The following is a 17,841-nucleotide window of genomic DNA, read 5'->3' on the forward strand; positions in this document are numbered from 1 at the left end:
GCGCGAACTCAAGGTTCCGCCCAGATGACGGTCGCCGCCTAGATCCGTTCGATCGTGTCCCATATCGCGCGATGATCATCAGCCGTGCGCATTTCCCGCAATCGCACACGCTCTGGATGTCGCTTGTCGAGTTCGTTCGAGACGAATTCGGTGACAACGCCTTCCGGACGAGCGCGTCGACGACGAGTGGTCGTTCACGGAAACCTTGCGGCACCTGGTTTTCGCGACCGACGCCTGGGCAGGCAGCGCCATCCTCGACCAGCCGGCGCCCTTTCACCACTTGGGTCTCCCGCCCTCGGAATACCCCCGGGACGAAGCACCGCCGTCTTTCGCAGAAGTACTGGCCGCCCGAACGGACCGGATGGCCGTGGTACGCAGGATCGTGGACAATTTGACGGACGCCGAACTGGAACGGATCTGTATGCGCCGCCCGTCGCCCATGCATCCAGAAGAACCGCGAACCGTACGAAAATGCCTGCGCGTAGTGATGAACGAAGAAATCGAACACCACAGATACACCACAAGAGACCTGGCAAAACTGGAACAACGCCACTAAAAACGGGAACCCGGCAACGAAACGTAACCACCAGAGCAGCCCACCCACACCTCCCCCAACCCCGATAGAAAGCCGCCCTAGCGGTTGGCGCGTCGTGTCAAGGGTGACCGCGCCAGCGGTCATCGCGAAGCGACGCCGAAGGCGCCCTTGACTCGGCGTGCCAACCGTTAGACGATCGGCGATCGGGGTGGGCGACAACCCCAGACCCCGGCGCGGAGCGCCGGGAACCCTCGCGCGGAGCGCGAGGGAAAAAGATCAAAAGATGCCTCGCCGGCGGGCTGGCTCCGGGATGAGGGGGCCCAGGGGATCTCACCTTGGGTGGGTGGTTGAGTTGGGTGGTCATCCCGTCGCCTGCGGTTTTCATTTATCACTTTTCCTCAGGGCCGCAAGCTTTGTGTTCTTGGCCGCCGGACCCGGCGCAGGTTGCGGCCCTGACGAAAAGTGATCGTTCCTGTTTCAGGCGACGGGATGACCACCCAACTCGGGCCGTGGGCTTCCGCCTCTCCCGTTCCTGCCGTCTGCTCTGCTAACAGACGAGCCTTACGACGAAGCCTTCGTCGTCCTGGTACATCGAGACGTGGCGGCAGGTCTGGTGTGCCAGCCATAGTCCTACCCCGGCTGACCGGCTGTCCCTTGTGGCTACCAGGCCCGTGAATGGATCGGCGGGACCGTCGCCGCCATCGGTGATCGTTGCGACCGCACGAGCCGCGCCGCACCAGAGGCGCAGGCGCACGGGTGGTTTCCCGTGCACGCGGGCATTGGTCACCACCTCGCTCACGGCCATTACGAAGTCCTCGGCCCGCGTGGGGTCGATCGCCGTGGAGCCGAGTGCGGTGCGGACGGTCTGCCGCGCATCACCGGCGCTGGGATCGGTCAAATCCGCCACCGGCGAACCGGCCTCGGGCTCCGGGCGCGGCGCGTCACGCCAGGAACCCAGAAAACTCACGGGATCCCGGTAATCCTCGTTGTACACATGCCCGTCCCGCGTCGCCAGCCACGGGTGCGTGCACAGCACATCGGCCACCGCGTGTTCCGGTGTGCTCCGGGTGTCATACGGACACAAACCCCATAATGGGAAATCGTCGTAGGCGTGGTTGACCACCGCTTCGTAACGCGCCCACCAGTCCCACGGTTCACCGGGAACGGGCGCGGGTACCTCGCCGACCGCGCGGATCCGGGTGGCGCCCTCGGCAAGGCACCCGGCGAACAGTTCCCGTGATCGCCGGATCGCGACCGCGGGCCGCGGATACTGCTCGTCGGCGGGAATGATCGTCAGCTTCGCCGGATCCATCGCGCCGCACAAAAGCTTCTGGTGCGCGGGCCGCAGCGCCACCAGCGCCGGTTCTCCCAGCGCGATTCCGGCTTCGAGAAAAGGCACCAGAATATCGAGAAATTCGTCGTCTGAAGAATACAAGGCGGCCTCGTGTAAGCACCCACCCGGATTCCGCATACCGAACAGGGTATCCGTCATACCGGAACCCACCAATTCAGGATGGCCCGCCCGTCCACATAATTCACCTCACCGTCGCCGTGGCGCAGCCGTGCCCGCTCCCCCAGCGCTTCGAGCGACGTCACGGAAGCCGGCTCGGGACCGGTCACCCGCAGCCGGATGACACCGTCGTCCCTGGTCAGGCCGATTGCCACGGGATCGGTCGCGCCGGGGGTGAGCAGCACGCCCATCGCCTCGGTCAGCACGTCCAGCACCTCGGCCACCACCGGCTCCGGCAGGCCCCGGTCCAGATCGCCGGTCAGCACCAGCTCCGGCACCGCACCGACCTCCGACTCCAGCTCGCTGACCAGGGTCTGCACCGCGAGCCCCAGCGCCGGGACGCTCAGCGCCGAGGCATGCCCGTAGAGCGACGAGCGCAGCTGGTTGATGGCCTGGTCGAGATCGCTGATCGCACGGGTGAACACCGCACTCGCGGCCGGAAAGCGCGCTGAGCCCGACTGGAGGGCGAGGCCGATCCCGAACATCCGCTTGAGCACCGTGTCGCCCAGCTCGTGGGCGATCCGGTCGGCTTCCTCGAGCCGGCCGAGCTGTTCGGAAGTCTCCGTGGCGCGGCCGATCTCATCCAGGATCCGCACCCTCATGGTCTCGACCGCCTGCCCCAGCTCCGCGATTTCCGCCGGGCCGCCCGCGTCGACCCGGCGGTCCAACTCGCCGTCGGAAACCCGCCGAACCTGCCCGAGCAACCGCCGCAGCGGCGCGTCCAGCGAACTTCGCAGCAGGAGCACGACAATCGCGCCGAGCACCAGGGCAAGCGCGGCGCAGGCGATGGTGATCAGGTTGGTCGAGTTCTGGGCGGCGGTCGACTGCTGCAGCCCGGCCGCGGTCAGCTCGTCGATATGGGCCTGCAGGTCCGTGAGCCGGGCCCGCACCACATCGAACGACATGCGGCCGACCTGCGCGTTCGCCGTGACGTCGAGGGTGCCGTCGCGAGTGCCCGCGATACCCGGCTCGATCGACTCCCGCTGCCAGGTCTCCGCGGCCGCGTCGACACCGTCCACCAACGCCAGCGAACGCTCGTCGAAGGACAGCAGCTCGCGCAGGCGCTGCTCCTGGCGCGCGACATCGGCCCGGCCGGACTCGTACGGCGCGAGGAACTGTTCGTCGTGCGTGAGCATGAAACCGCGGACGCTGGTCTCCATGTCGACGTAGTCGTGGCTGAGCACGGCCGCCGACTGCTGGGCGGGCCGCAGCGATTCGCGGACGTGGTTGCCCACCGACGTCGCGTAGAGCCGGGATGCCGTCGTCACCACGGCCGAGACCACGACCAGCAGAAGCAAACCGCCGACAAGTGCGTACACCCGCCAGCGCAAAGTCCGCGGCCACGCGTGCGAGAGCACGGTTGATGGTACCGCCGAAAAGGCGAACACGGGACCAATCACAACAAACCACTTCTGCCACGCCAATGGACGCTGGATTCCACCGGGTCGCGTTGTCTAGAATTCGGGCTCCGTGACTACGTCAGATCGAAAGATTTCCGTGTGACAGTTCCTCCGGTGGCCCGGACTCCGACCGGCCGCAGGTTCCAGCTCGCCGCGCTCCTGCGGCACCTGCGCGAGCAACGGGGCCTGACCCAGGAAGAGGTCGGCGGGCTGATCTGGCCCGGCACCTCGCCGCGCAGCGTGCAGAACAAGATCACGCGGCTGGAGAACGGCGACGGCGGGATCAGCGAGGACGATCTCTACGCGCTGCTGAAGGCATACGGCACAACGAACGGCGTCGCGCTCGAACTGGCGTTGCGGCTCAACACCGGCACCTCCCAGCGCGGCCGCTGGCGCGGGCCACGGGCGACCCATCCCGAGTCGTTCCGCCAGTACGTCGATCTCGAAGAGGACGCCGAACTCATTCGGCTCGTCGGCGTCGAAGAGATTCCCGACATATTGCGGAGCGAATCGTATCTGCGCGTCGGCGCGCCGGCGGAGGAAAACCTGGTCGCGATTCGCGAGCGGCAGCGCGTGCTGTCCCGGGAAGAATCGCCGGAAGTGTACGTGGTGCTGAGCGAATCGTGCGTGCGCCGAATCCGCGGGAATTCGCGGGTGATGGCCGGCCAGATCGAGCACCTGCTGCGACTGTCGGCCCGGCCCAACATCACCCTGCAGATGGTGCCGTTCGACCCACCGCCGGGCATGCCGGTGGACTCGGTGCCCGAGCGGTTCGCGTTGCTGCGGCTGACCGCGCCCGGTGTCATCGGGGAGTTCCGCCGTCACCTGGACTTCGCCTTCACGTTGGTGGGCGGCCGCCTCTACCCCGACGACAATGTCCAGGCATACGAAAGACTGTGGCTCAACGCGACCATCGGTGCGCTGAGCCCCGACTCGACCCGGCGCTTCCTGCGCGAAGTACTACGCGGTTTCCGCGAAGGAGAATTTTGATGCCCGAAAGTCCCGAGCCCGCGGTCGCCGCCGCCGCCCGGGTGTACGACTACCTGCTGGGCGGCACGCACAACTACGCGGTCGACCGCGAGGTGGCCGCGCAGATGCTGCGTGCGTTCCCGATGGCCGCGGTCGGCGCCCGCTACAACCGCGAGTTCCTGCGGCGGCTGGTCCGGTACCTCACCGGCGCCGGGGTGCGGCAGTTCCTCGACCTCGGCTCGGGCATCCCGACCGCGGGGAACGTGCACCAGATCGCGCAGGCCGAGGCGCCGGGCGCGCGGGTGGTGTACGTGGACTACGAGCCGGAGGCCGTCCAGCTCGGCCGGGAACTGTTGAAGGGCAACGACTTCGCGACCACGCTCCAGGCGGACCTGCGCGACCCGGATTCCGTGTACGCCGCGCACGAGGTCCGCGAGCTGCTCGACTTCTCCCAGCCGGTGGCGGTGCTGTTGATCTCGGTGCTGCACTTCGTCACCGACGACACGGACGCGGTCGACCTGGTCCGGCGCTACCTCGCGCCGCTGCCGCCCGGAAGCTACCTGGCGCTGAGCCACCTCACCCAGGCCGGCGGGCGGATCGGCGCCCTGCAGGAGGAGTCCAGCCGGGTCTACAACAAGACGGTTTCGGAGAGCCTCGCGATCCGCGACCGCGCCCAGATCGGCGCGTTCTTCACCGGTCTGGACCTCGTCGAGCCGGGCCTCGTGCCGCTGCCGGACTGGCGTCCCGTGGACCCGGGCTACGTGCCGGACGAGGAGGACGCGCCCCGCCAGGTCGGCCTGTGCGCGGTCGGGCGGATTCCCCTGGACAAAGTGTCTGACATCTAGACTGACCGGGTGGAGACGGCCGACGCGATCCTGGACGCGCTCAAGGACCTGGTGCCCGGCCTGGCGGCGACGTTCGGCCGATCCTGCGAAGTGGTGCTGCACGACTACCGGCTCGGCGAGCGGTCGGTGGTCACGGTCGCGGGCGAGGTCACCGGCCGGCACGCCGGCGGCGCGACGAGCGAGATCGGACTGCGGATGCTCGCGCGGGGCGACGAGGCGAGCGCAGAGCTCAACTACGTCACGCGCACCCAGTCGGGGCGGACGGTGAAGTCCTCGACGCTGCCGCTGCGCGACGCGGACGGGCACGTGTTCGGCGCGCTGTGCGTGAACCTCGACGTGACCGCGCTCCGCCAGGTCGGCGACCTGCTGTCCGACCTGGCCGGGCTCGCCCCGGCGACGGTCCCGGCGACGACCTTCGCGGACGACTTCGACGAGGTCGTCGACGCCGTCGTCCGCGCGGAAGAACTGGCGCTGGCCAAGCCGGTGGACAGCCTCACCCGGCAGGAACGCCTGCGGCTGCTCAAAAACCTGGACGAGCGCGGCGTGTTCGCAGTGCGCGGCGCGGCCCCGCGCATCGCCGCACGACTGGGCATCTCGCGCGCCTCGCTCTACACCGATCTCGCGGAGTGCCGCCGCTAGGCGCTGTTTATAAGCGGCGAAGCCGCTCGCTGTGGGCCAGCAGCTTGCGCTCTGTTGCCGAAGGGTGGTGGTGGGCTGGCGGGAGGGGCCGCTACCCGCACCGCCACGCAAGCCACTTTCACAACACTCTCTAGCTGTCGAGCAGCGAAACCCCTAGGGGCGTCAGCGTGTGCAGCACCGTGTTGCGCTCGCGGCGGGTCGCGATCAGCCCGGCGGCGCGCAGGATCGACGTGTGCTTGCTCACGGCGGACGGCGTGACGCCGAGCCGGGCGGCGAGTTCCGAGGTGCTGCACCCGGCCGCGACGATGGTCAGCGCCGCCGCCCGGGTCGGGCCGAGGAGCGCCGACAGCGCACGGCTGGGCGCGGACGGCCGGACCGCGCGCCGCCGGACGGTCGGGGTCGATGCCGGGTATGCCAGGCGGACATGTCCTGCCGACAGCACGACTTCCGGCCGGGCCGCGAAATACGTCGGCGCGAGTAGCAGCCGCGCGCCGTCGAGCGTGACCGGTGTCTCCGGGGCCCCGGCCGTCAGCGTCGGCGAGGACCAGCGCAACGCCGGGCCGAGGCTGGCGAGCAACGCGTCGACACCCTGGTCCGCGAGCACCCGCGTGCGCAGTTCGCGGTCGGCCTCGACCTGCGCGCGGACGGCGTCCCAGTACGGCTCGATCGCCGTCGCGAAGTACGTCCGCATCACCTGTACCAGCCGCGGCAGCCCGGCCACACTGCCGCTGACCAGCGCCGAAGCCCAGCCGGGCAGGCCCGGTTCGGGCCGGTAACCCCGCAGGTCCGCGCGGAGCCGGGCGGGCGCGGTGGCCAGCACGGCCGCGAGCCCCGCGCCGGGATCGGCGAGGTCGGGCACGAGGAAGCCCGGTACGGATTCGCCGCCACAGAGCCATTCGAGCACCGGCATACCGTCCGGCAGGTGCGGGCGCACCCGCCGCCGCCACCAGCCGAACCCGTCGTCCGTGGCGAGCAGCCGGACGCTGGAAGCCAGTTCCCACAACGGGTTCACGGACGGGACGAGCCCGATCCGCGCGACATCACGCGGCTCCAGTTCGATTCGCACGCCGACGGTTCCTTTCGCACCGTCACGTCGACGGTATGAAATGAATCGCCGTCGTGGCCCGCCCGTTACACGTCTGAACGGGGCTTTTGAGCGTCCGGGAAATCTCCTCGACGCGATCCCCGCCCCGCAGGAGGATCTTGCTCGGAGATGCCGGTCGGGGCACGGGAAACGGCACCTCGACATCGGAAATGGGGACTTGATGCGTAATCTCAAGCGGTTGTTCGCGGCCGCGACCATGGCGGCCGGGCTGGCCTCGCTCATCGCGGCGCCCGCGGCCTCCGCGGCGACCACCGACACCAACTCGGTGCCGTCGATCGCGGGCCTGACGCTCAGGCCCGCTCACCTGCACAGCACCGCCAAGGCCGGTGCGATGACGGCCCAGGCCGAGGAGCCGGCGTACCTGCTCGGCCCGGTGTCGGACCAGAGCCGTTGCCTGGACGCCGATCTGAACACCATCGGCCGCAACGGCACCAAGGTGCAGCTGTGGACCTGCAACGACACGTCGGCGAACCAGGCGTGGTACATCCGGCAGATCCCCGAGGGCTACTACCGGTTCCAGAACGTCTACAGCGGCCGGTACCTCGACGCGGACCTCAACACTATCGGCCGCAACGGCACCGTCGTGCAGCTGTGGGACTACGTCGCCGGCGCGCGCAACCAGTGGTTCGCCGCTTCGGAGATCCCGGAGGGCTACCTCCGGCTGCAGAACGCGGCCAGCGGCCGGTACCTGGACGCGGACCTGAACACGAAGGGCCGCAACGGCACCATCGTGCAGCTGTGGGACTACGTCGCGGGTGCGCAGAACCAGTGGTGGTTCTGAGCTGACGACCCGGAGCCGGGGTGCCGTGATCACGGCGCCCCGGCTCCGGGCGTTCCGGCCCCACAGTAGTGCTCGATAGGGTGAAATCCCCTAACCCCCTAAAGAGGACAGTGGCAACTCTGGGTAGAGATCGGGATCCATCCCCGATGTCCCCGCGCAAGTTGATCTCTAGGTTCGATCGGGTCGCGTGACGGTTTTTCCCCGCCGCGCGCGCGTCCCCCTTCCCCTAGATTGCGGAGTAACCGTTGTCCCAGACACTGCCTGACCTGGTGCTCAACCTGATCACCGACAACGCCTTCGGCTCGGAGTTCCTCGCGGACCCGACCGGCGTGCTGTCCGCCGCCGGCCTCACCGACATCACCGGCACCGACGTCTCCGAGGTCACCTCGCTGATCGCCGACCAGGTGCCGGCACCCGTGGCGGACGCGGTCGAGACCGGGCTCGCTTCGCTGCCCACCGACACCCTCGGCGTCAACGACATGAGCTCCGCGGTCGCGCAGCTGCAGACCGTCGCCGCGGTCGCCCAGGGAGTGCCCGACACCGCGTTCGGGACCCTGTCCGGCGTCACCGACACCGCGGGCGTTTCGGGCACCTTCGACGCCACCACGGACGGCCTCACCACGGGCGTGCTCGCCGGCACCCCGCTGGGTGACGTGACCGGTGCGCTCGCCGCGACGGCCGACGGCGCCCTCGGCACCGGCGTCGACTCGCCGCTGGGCACCTACGGCCTGTCCACCGACGCGCTGTCGCTGCCGGACTTCGGCTCGGTCAGCGACCTGGGCAGCACGCTCGACGCGGGCGCGCTGGGCGCGGGCAACCCGATGACCGACGCCACGGCGGACTACGCCGCCCAGGGTGCCGACCTCGCGGTCTCGACCGTCTCCAACGTGACGGACTACGCGGCCCAGGGCACGGACCTCGCCAGCTCGACCGTCTCCAGCGTGACGGGCCTGGCCGGCGACCACGTCTCCACCGCGGCCGCCGGCCTCGGCGGGACCGTCGCCGGTGCGGGCGAGGATGTCGCGAGCCACGTGAACTCGGTGACCTCGCTCGCCACCGGCGTCACGTCCAGCCTGCCCGTGGCCGTGCCGGTGCACCTGCCGGCCGACCTGCCGGTGCACGTGGTGGCCGACCTTCCGCAGCACCTGCCCGCCGCGCTGCCGGCCCTGCCGAACGTGCCGGACGCCGTCGACACCACCGTTTCGCACGCGAGCTCGCTGACCCACGCGACCTCGCTGACCGACTCGGTGACCCACGGCGGCCTCCTCGACACCGCCCACGCGGCTGTGCCGGAGGTCAGCGACGTCACCGGCGGCCTGCTGCACGGTGACCTCCCGCTCGGCCACTGAGCCGGAACCGGGTCCTCGCCGTCCCTCGGCGGGGACCCGGTGGGGGTGTTTCGCTGAACTCGATTGCCGCAACAAGGCGCGTCCTACCGCGACCCGTGGTTTCATAGTCCGAAACGCACTTACCTGATCCGCTTAACATGCGGCCAACCAGGTGGTGGTCTCGATACGGGCGGTAACCACGCGATGGAACTCGAGGGAGCGGGCACGACCGCGCTGCCCGCCCCTGTCCGGCATCTCGTCGGCCGCGTCCGCCAGGTCGAGTTGCTCGACGAGGTCGCCGGCGCCGAGATCGTCACCGTCACCGGCCCGCGCGGCATCGGCAAGACCACTCTGGTCGTCTGGTGGGCGAACCGGGCCCAGCGCCGGTTCCCCGGCGGCTGCCTCTACGCCGACCTGAACGGTACCGACGGCCATACCGAGGCCGTGCTGGCGTGCTTCCTGCGGCGGCTCGGCGTTTCCCTCGCCTCGACCGCGCCCGGCGAGCTGCCCGGTCTGTTCAAGATCGTCACCGAGACCAAGCGCGTCCTCGTCGTACTCGACAACGCGGCGTCGTCTCGACAGGTCGACGACCTTCGGCCCGCGCCGGGCAATGGTCTAGTGGTCACCAGCCGCACGCCCCTGCCCGGCCTCCCCGGCATCACGCTGCCCCTCGACGCGCTGACCATCGAGGAGTCACGGCGGCTGCTGAGCCTGCCCGCCGGTGTCGCCGACCGGCTCGCCGCGGATCCCGACGCGACCCAGCGCGTGATCCGGCTGTGCAACCGGCTGCCGCTGCCGCTGCGCCTCGCCGGTGATCAGCTGGCCGCGCGCAAGGACGTGACCATGGCCGAACTCGCGGACGAACTCGAAGCGGGTGGCTCGACCACTCGAATGGTTACGAGAATCGAGGTCGACGCGGGAGTATCGGTAGCCATGGACGCCAGCTACCGCACCCTGTCGCCCGAAGCCGCGCGGACCTTTCGGTTGCTGGGTAGCCAGCCCTGCGCCGGCCTGCACGTGTTCGCGATCGCCGCACTGGCCGGTGTCGACGTCCCCGACGCGCGGGCGGCGGTCGGCGAGCTGGTGCGGTACGGGCTCGTCGAGTTGAGCGACCAGCGTTACCGGCTCGTCAGCGCGCTCGGCGACTACGCGGCCGACCGCACGAGCAGTACGGAACTCGCCGAGGCGCGGCGCCGGCTGTTGCACTGGTACGTCTGCGCGACCGCCGTCGCGGGCCACGCGCTCGCGCCCGGCTGGGCCGGGCAGGCAATGGAGGTCGATACCACCGGGCTGACCCTGCCGGAGTTCGCCGGAACCGACCGCCGGGCGCCGGTTTCCTGGCTGGACAACGAATTCGCCGCCGCGCTCGCGTTGCTCCACGACGCGGAAGAGGAAAACTCCGAGGCGTGGCAGCTGCCGGTGCACTACCTGCCGTTCATGTACCTGACGAAGCACTGGGAGTTCTGCCTCGATTTCGCCCGCACAGCAGTGAAAATCGCCCGCCGGTCCGGGCTCGGGCTCGCGGTCGCCCGGAGCCTGCACGCGTTCAGCTGGGTGTTGCACGAGCTGAACCGGGACGCGGAAGCACGGCCCCATCTGGAAGAAGCGATGGAGCTGTACGGGCAGATCGACGACGCCCGCGGCCGCGCGCTGACCGCGCACATGTATGGCGAGGTGCTGACCGCGTTGCACTGTTACCCCGAAGCGCGGGATCAGCTGGAGGGCGCGCTCGCGCACTTCCGGCAGTCCGGCTGGCGGTTCGGCACGGCGATCGCGCTCGCCAGCATGGCCGCCACCCTCGAAAAGGAAGGCTGGACCGGGCCCGCGTTCGAGGCGGCCAGGGAGGCGTTGAAGATCTCCGGTGAGCTCGGCATCTGGCCGCTGGAAAGCCGGTCACACCACCAACTCGGCCTGCTGCACCAAAGAAACGAAGAACCGCACGAAGCGATCGAGCAGTTCACGCAGGCACGCGACCTGCGCCGCGCGACGGGTGAACAGTGGGGCGAGGCGGACAGCCTGCTGAGCCTCGCCGAGGCACTCGTCATGCTCGGCCGACACGACGAGGCTCGCGACGCATTCCTCCAGGCCCGCCGGATCTTCAACGACCTGGACGACGCACGCGTCCTCGACGTCGACGCGGCACTGGCAAACCTGGACGTGTCGCGGAAGCCGGACGCATAAGCGCCGCGCCTCAACGGGATCCTGGCGCTGCCTGGGTCGCGGGCTCGAAGACCGGCAGCGACACGATCACCGTCAGGCCGCCGCCGGGAGTGTCCTCCGCGGTGATGCTGCCGCCCATCGCGTCGACGAAACCCTTCGCCACCGACAGGCCCAGCCCTAAACCCGCCCCGGGCCGGGGGTCGCGCGGATGCTGGAACGGCGTGAACAGGCTGTCCGTCGCGCCCTTGCGCACCCCGCGCCCGCGGTCGACCACCCGCAGCTCGACCGAACCGCCGTATGCGCTGGCCCGGATCGCGACCGCGGGTTCGCCGGCCGCCGAATCCCCGCGCGGCACCGGTTTGCCGTGGCGCAACGCGTTGTCGACCAGGTTCGCGATGACGCGTTCGAGCAGCCCGGCGTCGGCACGGGCGGGCGGCAGCCGCTCGTCCACCTCGACCTCGACCCCGCTGCGATCACGCAAACCGGACAGCGCCGAGCGCACGACGTCGAGGTAGCGGACGGGCGCCAGCCGCGGTTCGACGGCGCCGGTCGCGAGCCGCGACGAGTCGAGCAGGTTGTCGACCACACCACGCAGCCGGTCAGTCGATTTCGCAATGGTGTCAACGAGTTCCCGCGAGTCCTCGGCGGACAGGCGCAGCCGCGGATCGACCAGGCCGTCGACGGCGGCCCTGATCGACGTGAGCGGGGTGCGCAGGTCGTGCCCGAGCCCGGACAGCAGCGCGGTCCGCAGTTCGACGTTCTCCGCCTGCCGCCGCGCGTCGGCCGCTTCGGCGGTCATGCGTTGCTGCCGCAGCGCGAGCAGCGCTTGCCCGGCCGCGGCTTCCAGCGCGCGCTGGTCCGCGGCGGGCAGGTTCCGGCCGTTGAGCACGAGGTGCACGTCGGCCGTGACCGGCACGTCGACATCGCCCTCGTCGGGTTCGCGGCACGGGTCCAGGCCGGCGCACTCCGCGGTTTCCCAATGCCCGTCCCGTTTTTCCAGCAACGCGACCGACGTGAGGCCGAAGTTCTCCCGCACCTTCTCCAATAGGGCCGGCAACGGGTGCGGCTGCGCGAGCACGGTGCGCGCGTAGGACGACAGCAGCGCCGCCTCGGTCTGCGCGCCGGCCGCCTGCTGCGCCAGCCGCCCGGCGCGGTCCACCAGCAGGGAAACCATCACCGCGACGACGACCATCACCACCACGGCGACGATGCTCTGCGGCTCGCCGATCCGGAAACTGTTGTAGGGCACGGTGAAGAAGTAGTCGTAGAGCAAACCGGACAGTACGGCGGCGATCAGCGCCGGGCCGAGGCTACTTACCATCGCCACCACCACCGTCACGAACACGAACGCGACCGCGTCGGTGGCCTGCGAGAGGTGCCCGCGCAGCAGCACTCCGGCGAGCGTGATCAGCGCGGGCAGCACTACGGCGAGCGACCACCCAGCGAGCCCGGAACGCCGCGCGCGTCCGTCCCGGGCACTCCGGGTGCGACGCTTCCCGGCGGCCTCCTCGTGTGTGACCATGTGCACGTCGATATGACCGGACTCCTGCACCGTCGCGGCGCCGATGCCCTCGTCGAAGAGGCGCTTCCAGCGCGGCCGGCGGGACGTGCCGAGCACCAGCTGTGTCGCGTTGACGCCGCTCGCGAAGTCGAGCAGTGCTCTCGGCACGTCGTCGCCGACGACGGTGTGGAAGGTGGCGCCGAGGTCCTCGGCGAGCCGCCGATACTTCGCGACCGCCTGCGGTGACACGTCCGCGAGGCCGTCCGATTTCAGCACGTGCACGACCAGCAGATCACCGCCGGCTTTCGCGGCGATCCGCCGGGCGCGGCGGATGAGCGTCTCGCTCTCGCCACCGCCGGTGATGGCGGCGACGACACGTTCCCGGGCCTCCCAGGTTTCGGTGATCTCGTGCTGCGCCCGGTAGCGCTGCAGGGCCACGTCGACCTGGTCGGCCACCCACAGCAGCGCCAGCTCGCGGAGCGCGGTGAGGTTGCCGGGACGGAAGTAGTTGCCGAGCGCCGCGTCGATCTTGTGCGCGGGATAGACATTGCCGTGCGCGAGCCGGCGGCGCAGCGCCTCGGGGGTGATGTCGACCAGCTCGATCTGCCCGGCCCGGCGCACGACCTCGTCCGGCACGGTTTCGCGCTGCGTGATGCCGGTGATGCGCTCGACGACGTCGTTGAGGCTTTCCAGGTGCTGGATGTTCACCGTGGAGAGCACGGTGATACCGGCGTCGAGCAGCTCTTCGATGTCCTGCCAGCGCTTCTGGTGCCGCGAGCCGGGCATGTTCGTATGTGCCAGCTCGTCGACGCACACCACCTCGGGATGGCGCGCCAGCACGGCGTCGGTGTCCATCTCGGTGAACTCGGTGCCGCGGTACTCCACCGTGCGGCGCGGCACGATCTCCAGGCCCTGCAGCATTTCCGTGGTCTTGACCCGGTCGTAGGTCTCGACGTAGCCGACGACGACGTCGGTCCCCCGGTCGCGGCGGCGGCGCGCTTCGCCCAGCATCGCGTAGGTCTTGCCGACGCCGGGCGCCGCTCCGAGGTAGATCCGGAGCTCGCCCCGCGGGGGCGGCACCGACAGTGGTTCCATGTCGCCAGTGTGCGCCGCCCGCGATCACGGTTCGACACCTCAGCGGGCGGCGTACTCCACGGGGTCACCGGTGATGAACGCGGCCCGCCGGGTCACCGACACCGCGTGGTCGGCGAAGCGTTCGTAGTAGCGGCTGAGCAGGACGGCCTCCACGGCCGGGATCGTGCCGAACGTCCACTCCGGCCGGCCGACGATCGTGAACAGCGAGCGGTGCAGGTCGTCCATCTCCGTCTCCGCCTCGCGCAGGCCGCCGGTGAGCACCAGGTCGTGCGCGCGCAGGGTCGCGCCCGCGGCGACGGCGAGGCCGAACGCGAGCTCGCCCATCTGCCGGAACCGCGCGTGCAGGAGGTCGGGCACCACCGGCTCCGGATGGCGCCGCAGCACGGCGACCGCTACGTGATGCGCCAGGTCGCCCATGCGCTCGATGTTCTCGGCGGACCGCACGATCGTGACGATCGTGCGCAGGTCCGTCGCGACGGGTGCGTGCAACGCGAGCAGCACCTGCGCCAGCCGCTCGATCCGGGCCCGGTCGTCGTCCACCTCTCGGTCACCGGCGACGACCCGTTCGGCACCGGCGACATCGGCCGTGAGCAGCGCCGTGGTCGCGCCCCGCACCGCGGTCCCGACGCGATCGCACATGTCCGCGAGCTGGTCGACGAGGTCATCGAGCTGCTGGTGGTAGACGTCGCGCATCGTGCCGTCCCTTCGACTGGTCGTCACACGATGTAACCGGGTTTGGGCGCCGGCCGCCAGCGGTCGTCGCCCGGCTTAACGGATTTCTGTCACCTTCTGGGTGTCTACTGTGGACCCTCACACGCTGCGCAGCACCGAGACGACGGTGCCCAGCACGACGGCTTCGTCCCCGTCGATCACGTCGTAGGCCGGGTTGCGCGGTTCGAGGTAGACGTGCCCGTCGCGACGGCGGAACACCTTGACCGTGGCCTCGCCGTCGATCATGGCGGCGACGATCTGGCCGGAATGGGCTTCGGGCTGCTGCTTGACCACGACGATGTCGCCGTCACAGATCGCGGCGTCGATCATCGAGTCCCCGCGCACCCGCAGGCCGAACACCGTGCCGCGCCCGGTGAGCTCGCGGGGCAGGGTCAGCAGGTCGTCGACGTGCTCCTCGGCCGAGATGGGGGTGCCGGCGGCGATGTCGCCGACGACGGGCACGGCCACCGAGTCCGCGTCCGGCTCCCGCGTCGAGGGCTGAAGGAACATCCGCACGTCGATCGGCCGGGACATCGTCGCGCTGCGGCGGAGGAAACCCTTGTCCTCCAACGCCGCGAGATGCTTGGACACCGAGGAGGACGACCGCAGCCCGACGGCCTCGCCGAGCTGCCGCGTGTTGGGCGGGTACCCGTGGCGAACCACCCAGTCGCGGATCGTCACCAGGATCCGCTGCTGCCGCGGCGGCAGCGCCGAGGCGTCCAGGTGCTCGAACGCGTCAAGATCGTCGTAGGTGGTCATTCGGGGAATGGTAGTGATCAGCCCGCCCCGGGCCCGGGATCGGGGCCGATGGACCATGCGACGAACTCACCGGTGGCGCAGTGGATGGCACCAGCGAACGCGCCGTCGCGGAAGATAAAGGACTCCGCGGCCCGGCTCCTCGCCGTTGCGCGGGATCCGCCGAACACGCCGGCACCAGCGCGATCAGTGCTCGCCGACCGGGAGAAACCGTAGCCTCTGCAACATTTTCCGTTCACCTCTGTCGGTGAAACTCGTGCGTCGCTCTGAGGAGGGCTTACATGAAACGTGCAGGGGTTGTTGTCATCGCGGGTGCGCTCGCCGCGTCATTCGCGGCCGGGGGGACCGCCGAGGCCGGTGGTTACCATGTCCGCGCCGGGGAAGTGCTGCGGGGGCACACGCCGGGCACCGTGGTCGCGCATTCGTCGCCGGCACACGGTTCGCTCGAAATCGGCGCGGACGGGTCGTTCCGGTACGTGCCGAACCCGGGTTTCACCGGTACCGACACCTTTACCTACACCACCACGAACGCGGTCCGGCTCTACCCCACGGACCTGCCGCCGCTCGCGACGATCGGCGGCGTGCCGATCACCGGCGGCGCGTACGGCTCCTCGCTCGCCCCGGTGCCGGGCCGGGACGGCCAGTTCTACGGGCTGACCGACCGCGGCCCCAACGTCGACGGCCCGAACGGCGAGAAGGTCGAGCCCATCCCGGACTTCACCCCGGCGATCGGCCGATTCCAGCTGGTGGACGGGAAAGCCGTGCTGAAGCAGACGATTCCGTTGCGCGCCAAGGACGGCACGCCGTACAACGGACGCGTCAGCACCCAGGCGAACACCGGCGAGACGATCGTCGACCTGAACGGCAACGTGCTGCCCGCCGACAAGAACGGCTACGACTCCGAAGGGCTGGTCGCGCTGCCGGACGGCACGTTCTGGGTGTCGGACGAGTACGGCCCGTTCATGACGCATTTCGACGCGCGCGGCCGGGCGATCGAGCGGCTGTCGCCGTTCGACGGGTCGCTGCCGGCCGAGCTGGCGAACCGGGTGCCCAACAAGGGCATGGAAGGTCTGACCGTCACCCCGGACGGCCGGACGCTGGTCGGGATCATGCAGTCCGCGCTGCAGCAGCCGGACCTGACGGCGAAGCCGGGCAACGTGGCGCCGGTCCGGATCGTGACCTACGACCTGCGCACGCATGCCACGCACGAATACCTGTACCTGCTCGACGACCCGAAGCAGAACAGCGGCGCGGTCAGCGAGATCACGGCGCTGAGCGCGACCACGTTCCTGGTCGACGAGCGGGACGGGAAGTTCGAGCCCGGCGCGTTCAAGAAGCTGTTCAAGATCGACCTCGCGCACGCGACGGATGTGGGCCCGAAGGCGAACGTCCCGGGCGCGACCTACGACGCGGGCAAGGGCGGGCTCCTGCTCGGTCAGAAGACGATCGAAGCCACGGTCGGCGCCGGTGACACCGCCACCGCAACGGCCGCCCTCACCGTGGCGGGCATCCGGCCGGCCGGCAAGAGCCTGGCCGTCGACGTGGGCGGGCTGCTGACCGCGCTCGACCCGACCGGCGGTTTCTTCGGGCACGACAAGGTCGAAGGCGTCGCGACCGTCGACCACGGGCGCACGATCGTGATCAGCAACGACAACGACTTCGGCATCGACGGCGTCACCAACGACGCGCCGCCGTTCCAGCTGCACGCGAAGACGCTGCCGAACGGTCAGCAGGACGACGGCGAGTACCTGGCGATCGACACGACCAAGCTCCCGGCGAAGACCCACACCACCACCATCCGCATCACGGTCACCTCGCGCCACTGACCGGCCCCGGGCTGGGTGGGGCGCCTCGCGCGGGCTCCCCACCCAGCCCACCGCCGCGGCGCGAGTCCCGCGGCGCATGCCGGTGAATCCCGCGTTCCGCGCGAGTCGGACACTCCAGCGCGCGAGTCCGACACTCAGGCGCGCGAGTCCGACGTTCCGGACGCCGAGTTCGACGCCGGCCACCTCCTCCCACCTGGCACCCCGCCCGGGCATATATCCATCCTGAAAATGGTTATCACCATCATGAAGGTCCGCAAGTCATTACGGTCGCTCAAGCAGCGACCCGGGTCCCAGGTGGTCCGCAGGCACGGCAAGGTCTTCGTGATCAACAAGCGGGATCCGCGCGTCAAGGCACGCCAGGGCTAGGAAGGAGCACCACCATGCAGCGCACCATTCACCCCGACTATCACCCGGTGGTATTCAAGGACTCCTCCACCGGCGACGCGTTCCTCACCCGTTCGACGGTCAAGTCCGACAAGACCATCGAGTGGAGTGACGGCAGCACCTACCCGATGGTGCTGGTCGATGTCAGCTCGTACTCGCACCCGTTCTGGACCGGCGGGCGGCGGATCATGGACAGCGCCGGGCAGGTCGAGAAGTTCTACCAGCGTTACGGCCACCGGAAGTAACGGCCGGAAAAGCAAGCGGTCTCGTCCATCCCGGTGATCATGGCCGGGACC

General features: G+C 69.7%; 15 protein-coding genes and 1 pseudogene. 10 read left to right on the plus strand and 6 right to left on the minus strand.

All coding sequences use genetic code 11. From position 1 onward, the window contains the following. Positions 1–184: 184 nt before the first annotated feature. A pseudogene (locus tag LOZ83_RS40845) lies at positions 185–556 on the plus strand (DinB family protein); the annotation flags it as partial. Between the two features lie 526 nt (positions 557–1,082). Here the strand turns inward: LOZ83_RS40845 and LOZ83_RS25465 are convergent. Both LOZ83_RS25465 and LOZ83_RS25470 read right to left on the minus strand, forming a co-directional pair. Beyond that, positions 1,083–2,027, minus strand: coding sequence for a sensor histidine kinase (locus LOZ83_RS25465; RefSeq protein WP_308190298.1), 945 nt, complete (start codon positions 2,025–2,027; stop codon positions 1,083–1,085). Then, positions 2,024–3,403 carry a CHASE3 domain-containing protein gene (locus tag LOZ83_RS25470; protein WP_236794176.1) on the minus strand — a complete coding sequence of 460 codons (1,380 nt, stop codon included), beginning with the start codon at positions 3,401–3,403 and terminating at the stop codon, positions 2,024–2,026. Before LOZ83_RS25470 ends, LOZ83_RS25465 begins: the two co-directional genes overlap by 4 nt. A 156-nt stretch (positions 3,404–3,559) precedes the next feature. Between LOZ83_RS25470 and LOZ83_RS25475 the strand changes: the two genes are divergently transcribed. From LOZ83_RS25475 to LOZ83_RS25485, 3 genes are read left to right on the plus strand one after another with little or no spacing between them, the layout of a single operon-like run. Then, positions 3,560–4,435 (plus strand): helix-turn-helix transcriptional regulator, encoded by an 876-nt coding sequence (locus LOZ83_RS25475; protein ID WP_236794177.1) that lies wholly within the window; start codon positions 3,560–3,562, stop codon positions 4,433–4,435. Beyond that, a complete protein-coding gene (locus LOZ83_RS25480; RefSeq protein ID WP_236794178.1) occupies positions 4,435–5,259 on the plus strand; it encodes an SAM-dependent methyltransferase in 825 nt (274 codons plus the stop codon). Before LOZ83_RS25475 ends, LOZ83_RS25480 begins: the two co-directional genes overlap by 1 nt. Positions 5,260–5,268: 9 nt before the next feature. Beyond that, a complete protein-coding gene (locus tag LOZ83_RS25485) occupies positions 5,269–5,898 on the plus strand; it encodes a transcriptional regulator (protein WP_236794179.1) in 630 nt (209 codons plus the stop codon). A 130-nt stretch (positions 5,899–6,028) separates the two neighbouring features. Here LOZ83_RS25485 and LOZ83_RS25490 read toward each other — a convergent pair whose 3' ends face one another. Beyond that, complete coding sequence (locus tag LOZ83_RS25490) at positions 6,029–6,964, minus strand: helix-turn-helix transcriptional regulator (protein ID WP_236794180.1); 936 nt, start codon at positions 6,962–6,964, stop codon at positions 6,029–6,031. A 199-nt stretch (positions 6,965–7,163) separates the two neighbouring features. On the opposite strand from LOZ83_RS25490, the gene LOZ83_RS25495 reads away from it, so the two are divergent. The 3 genes from LOZ83_RS25495 to LOZ83_RS25505 all read left to right on the plus strand — a co-directional run bounded on the left by LOZ83_RS25495 (position 7,164) and on the right by LOZ83_RS25505 (position 11,293). Next, positions 7,164–7,784 carry an RICIN domain-containing protein gene (locus tag LOZ83_RS25495; protein ID WP_236794181.1) on the plus strand — a complete coding sequence of 207 codons (621 nt, stop codon included), beginning with the start codon at positions 7,164–7,166 and terminating at the stop codon, positions 7,782–7,784. Positions 7,785–8,029: 245 nt separating this feature from the next. Beyond that, entirely contained in the window at positions 8,030–9,133 is a 1,104-nt protein-coding gene (locus tag LOZ83_RS25500) for an IniB N-terminal domain-containing protein (protein WP_236794182.1), read from the plus strand. Positions 9,134–9,316: 183 nt separating this feature from the next. Beyond that, complete coding sequence (locus LOZ83_RS25505; RefSeq protein ID WP_236794183.1) at positions 9,317–11,293, plus strand: tetratricopeptide repeat protein; 1,977 nt, start codon at positions 9,317–9,319, stop codon at positions 11,291–11,293. Between the two features lie 10 nt (positions 11,294–11,303). Here LOZ83_RS25505 and LOZ83_RS25510 read toward each other — a convergent pair whose 3' ends face one another. The 3 genes from LOZ83_RS25510 to lexA form a co-directional block, all read right to left on the minus strand. Continuing rightward, positions 11,304–13,868 (minus strand): DUF4118 domain-containing protein, encoded by a 2,565-nt coding sequence (locus LOZ83_RS25510; protein ID WP_236794184.1) that lies wholly within the window; start codon positions 13,866–13,868, stop codon positions 11,304–11,306. Between the two features lie 39 nt (positions 13,869–13,907). After that, a complete protein-coding gene (locus LOZ83_RS25515) occupies positions 13,908–14,561 on the minus strand; it encodes a PhoU domain-containing protein (RefSeq protein ID WP_236794185.1) in 654 nt (217 codons plus the stop codon). A 117-nt stretch (positions 14,562–14,678) separates the two neighbouring features. Further along, complete coding sequence (lexA, locus tag LOZ83_RS25520) at positions 14,679–15,338, minus strand: transcriptional repressor LexA (protein ID WP_236794186.1); 660 nt, start codon at positions 15,336–15,338, stop codon at positions 14,679–14,681. A gap of 278 nt (positions 15,339–15,616) precedes the next feature. Between lexA and LOZ83_RS25525 the strand changes: the two genes are divergently transcribed. The 3 genes from LOZ83_RS25525 (at position 15,617) to LOZ83_RS25535 (ending at position 17,790) form a co-directional block, all read left to right on the plus strand. Further along, positions 15,617–17,161 (plus strand): esterase-like activity of phytase family protein, encoded by a 1,545-nt coding sequence (locus LOZ83_RS25525; protein ID WP_236794187.1) that lies wholly within the window; start codon positions 15,617–15,619, stop codon positions 17,159–17,161. A gap of 243 nt (positions 17,162–17,404) precedes the next feature. Continuing rightward, positions 17,405–17,527, plus strand: coding sequence for a type B 50S ribosomal protein L36 (ykgO, locus tag LOZ83_RS25530; protein WP_236794363.1), 123 nt, complete (start codon positions 17,405–17,407; stop codon positions 17,525–17,527). Between the two features lie 14 nt (positions 17,528–17,541). Continuing rightward, positions 17,542–17,790, plus strand: a complete 249-nt coding sequence (locus LOZ83_RS25535) for a type B 50S ribosomal protein L31 (protein WP_236794188.1) — start codon at positions 17,542–17,544, stop codon at positions 17,788–17,790. Positions 17,791–17,841: the final 51 nt, after the last annotated feature.

This window comes from Amycolatopsis sp. GM8, assembly GCF_021653975.1.
In the GTDB taxonomy this organism is placed as follows: Bacteria; Actinomycetota; Actinomycetes; order Mycobacteriales; family Pseudonocardiaceae; genus Amycolatopsis_E.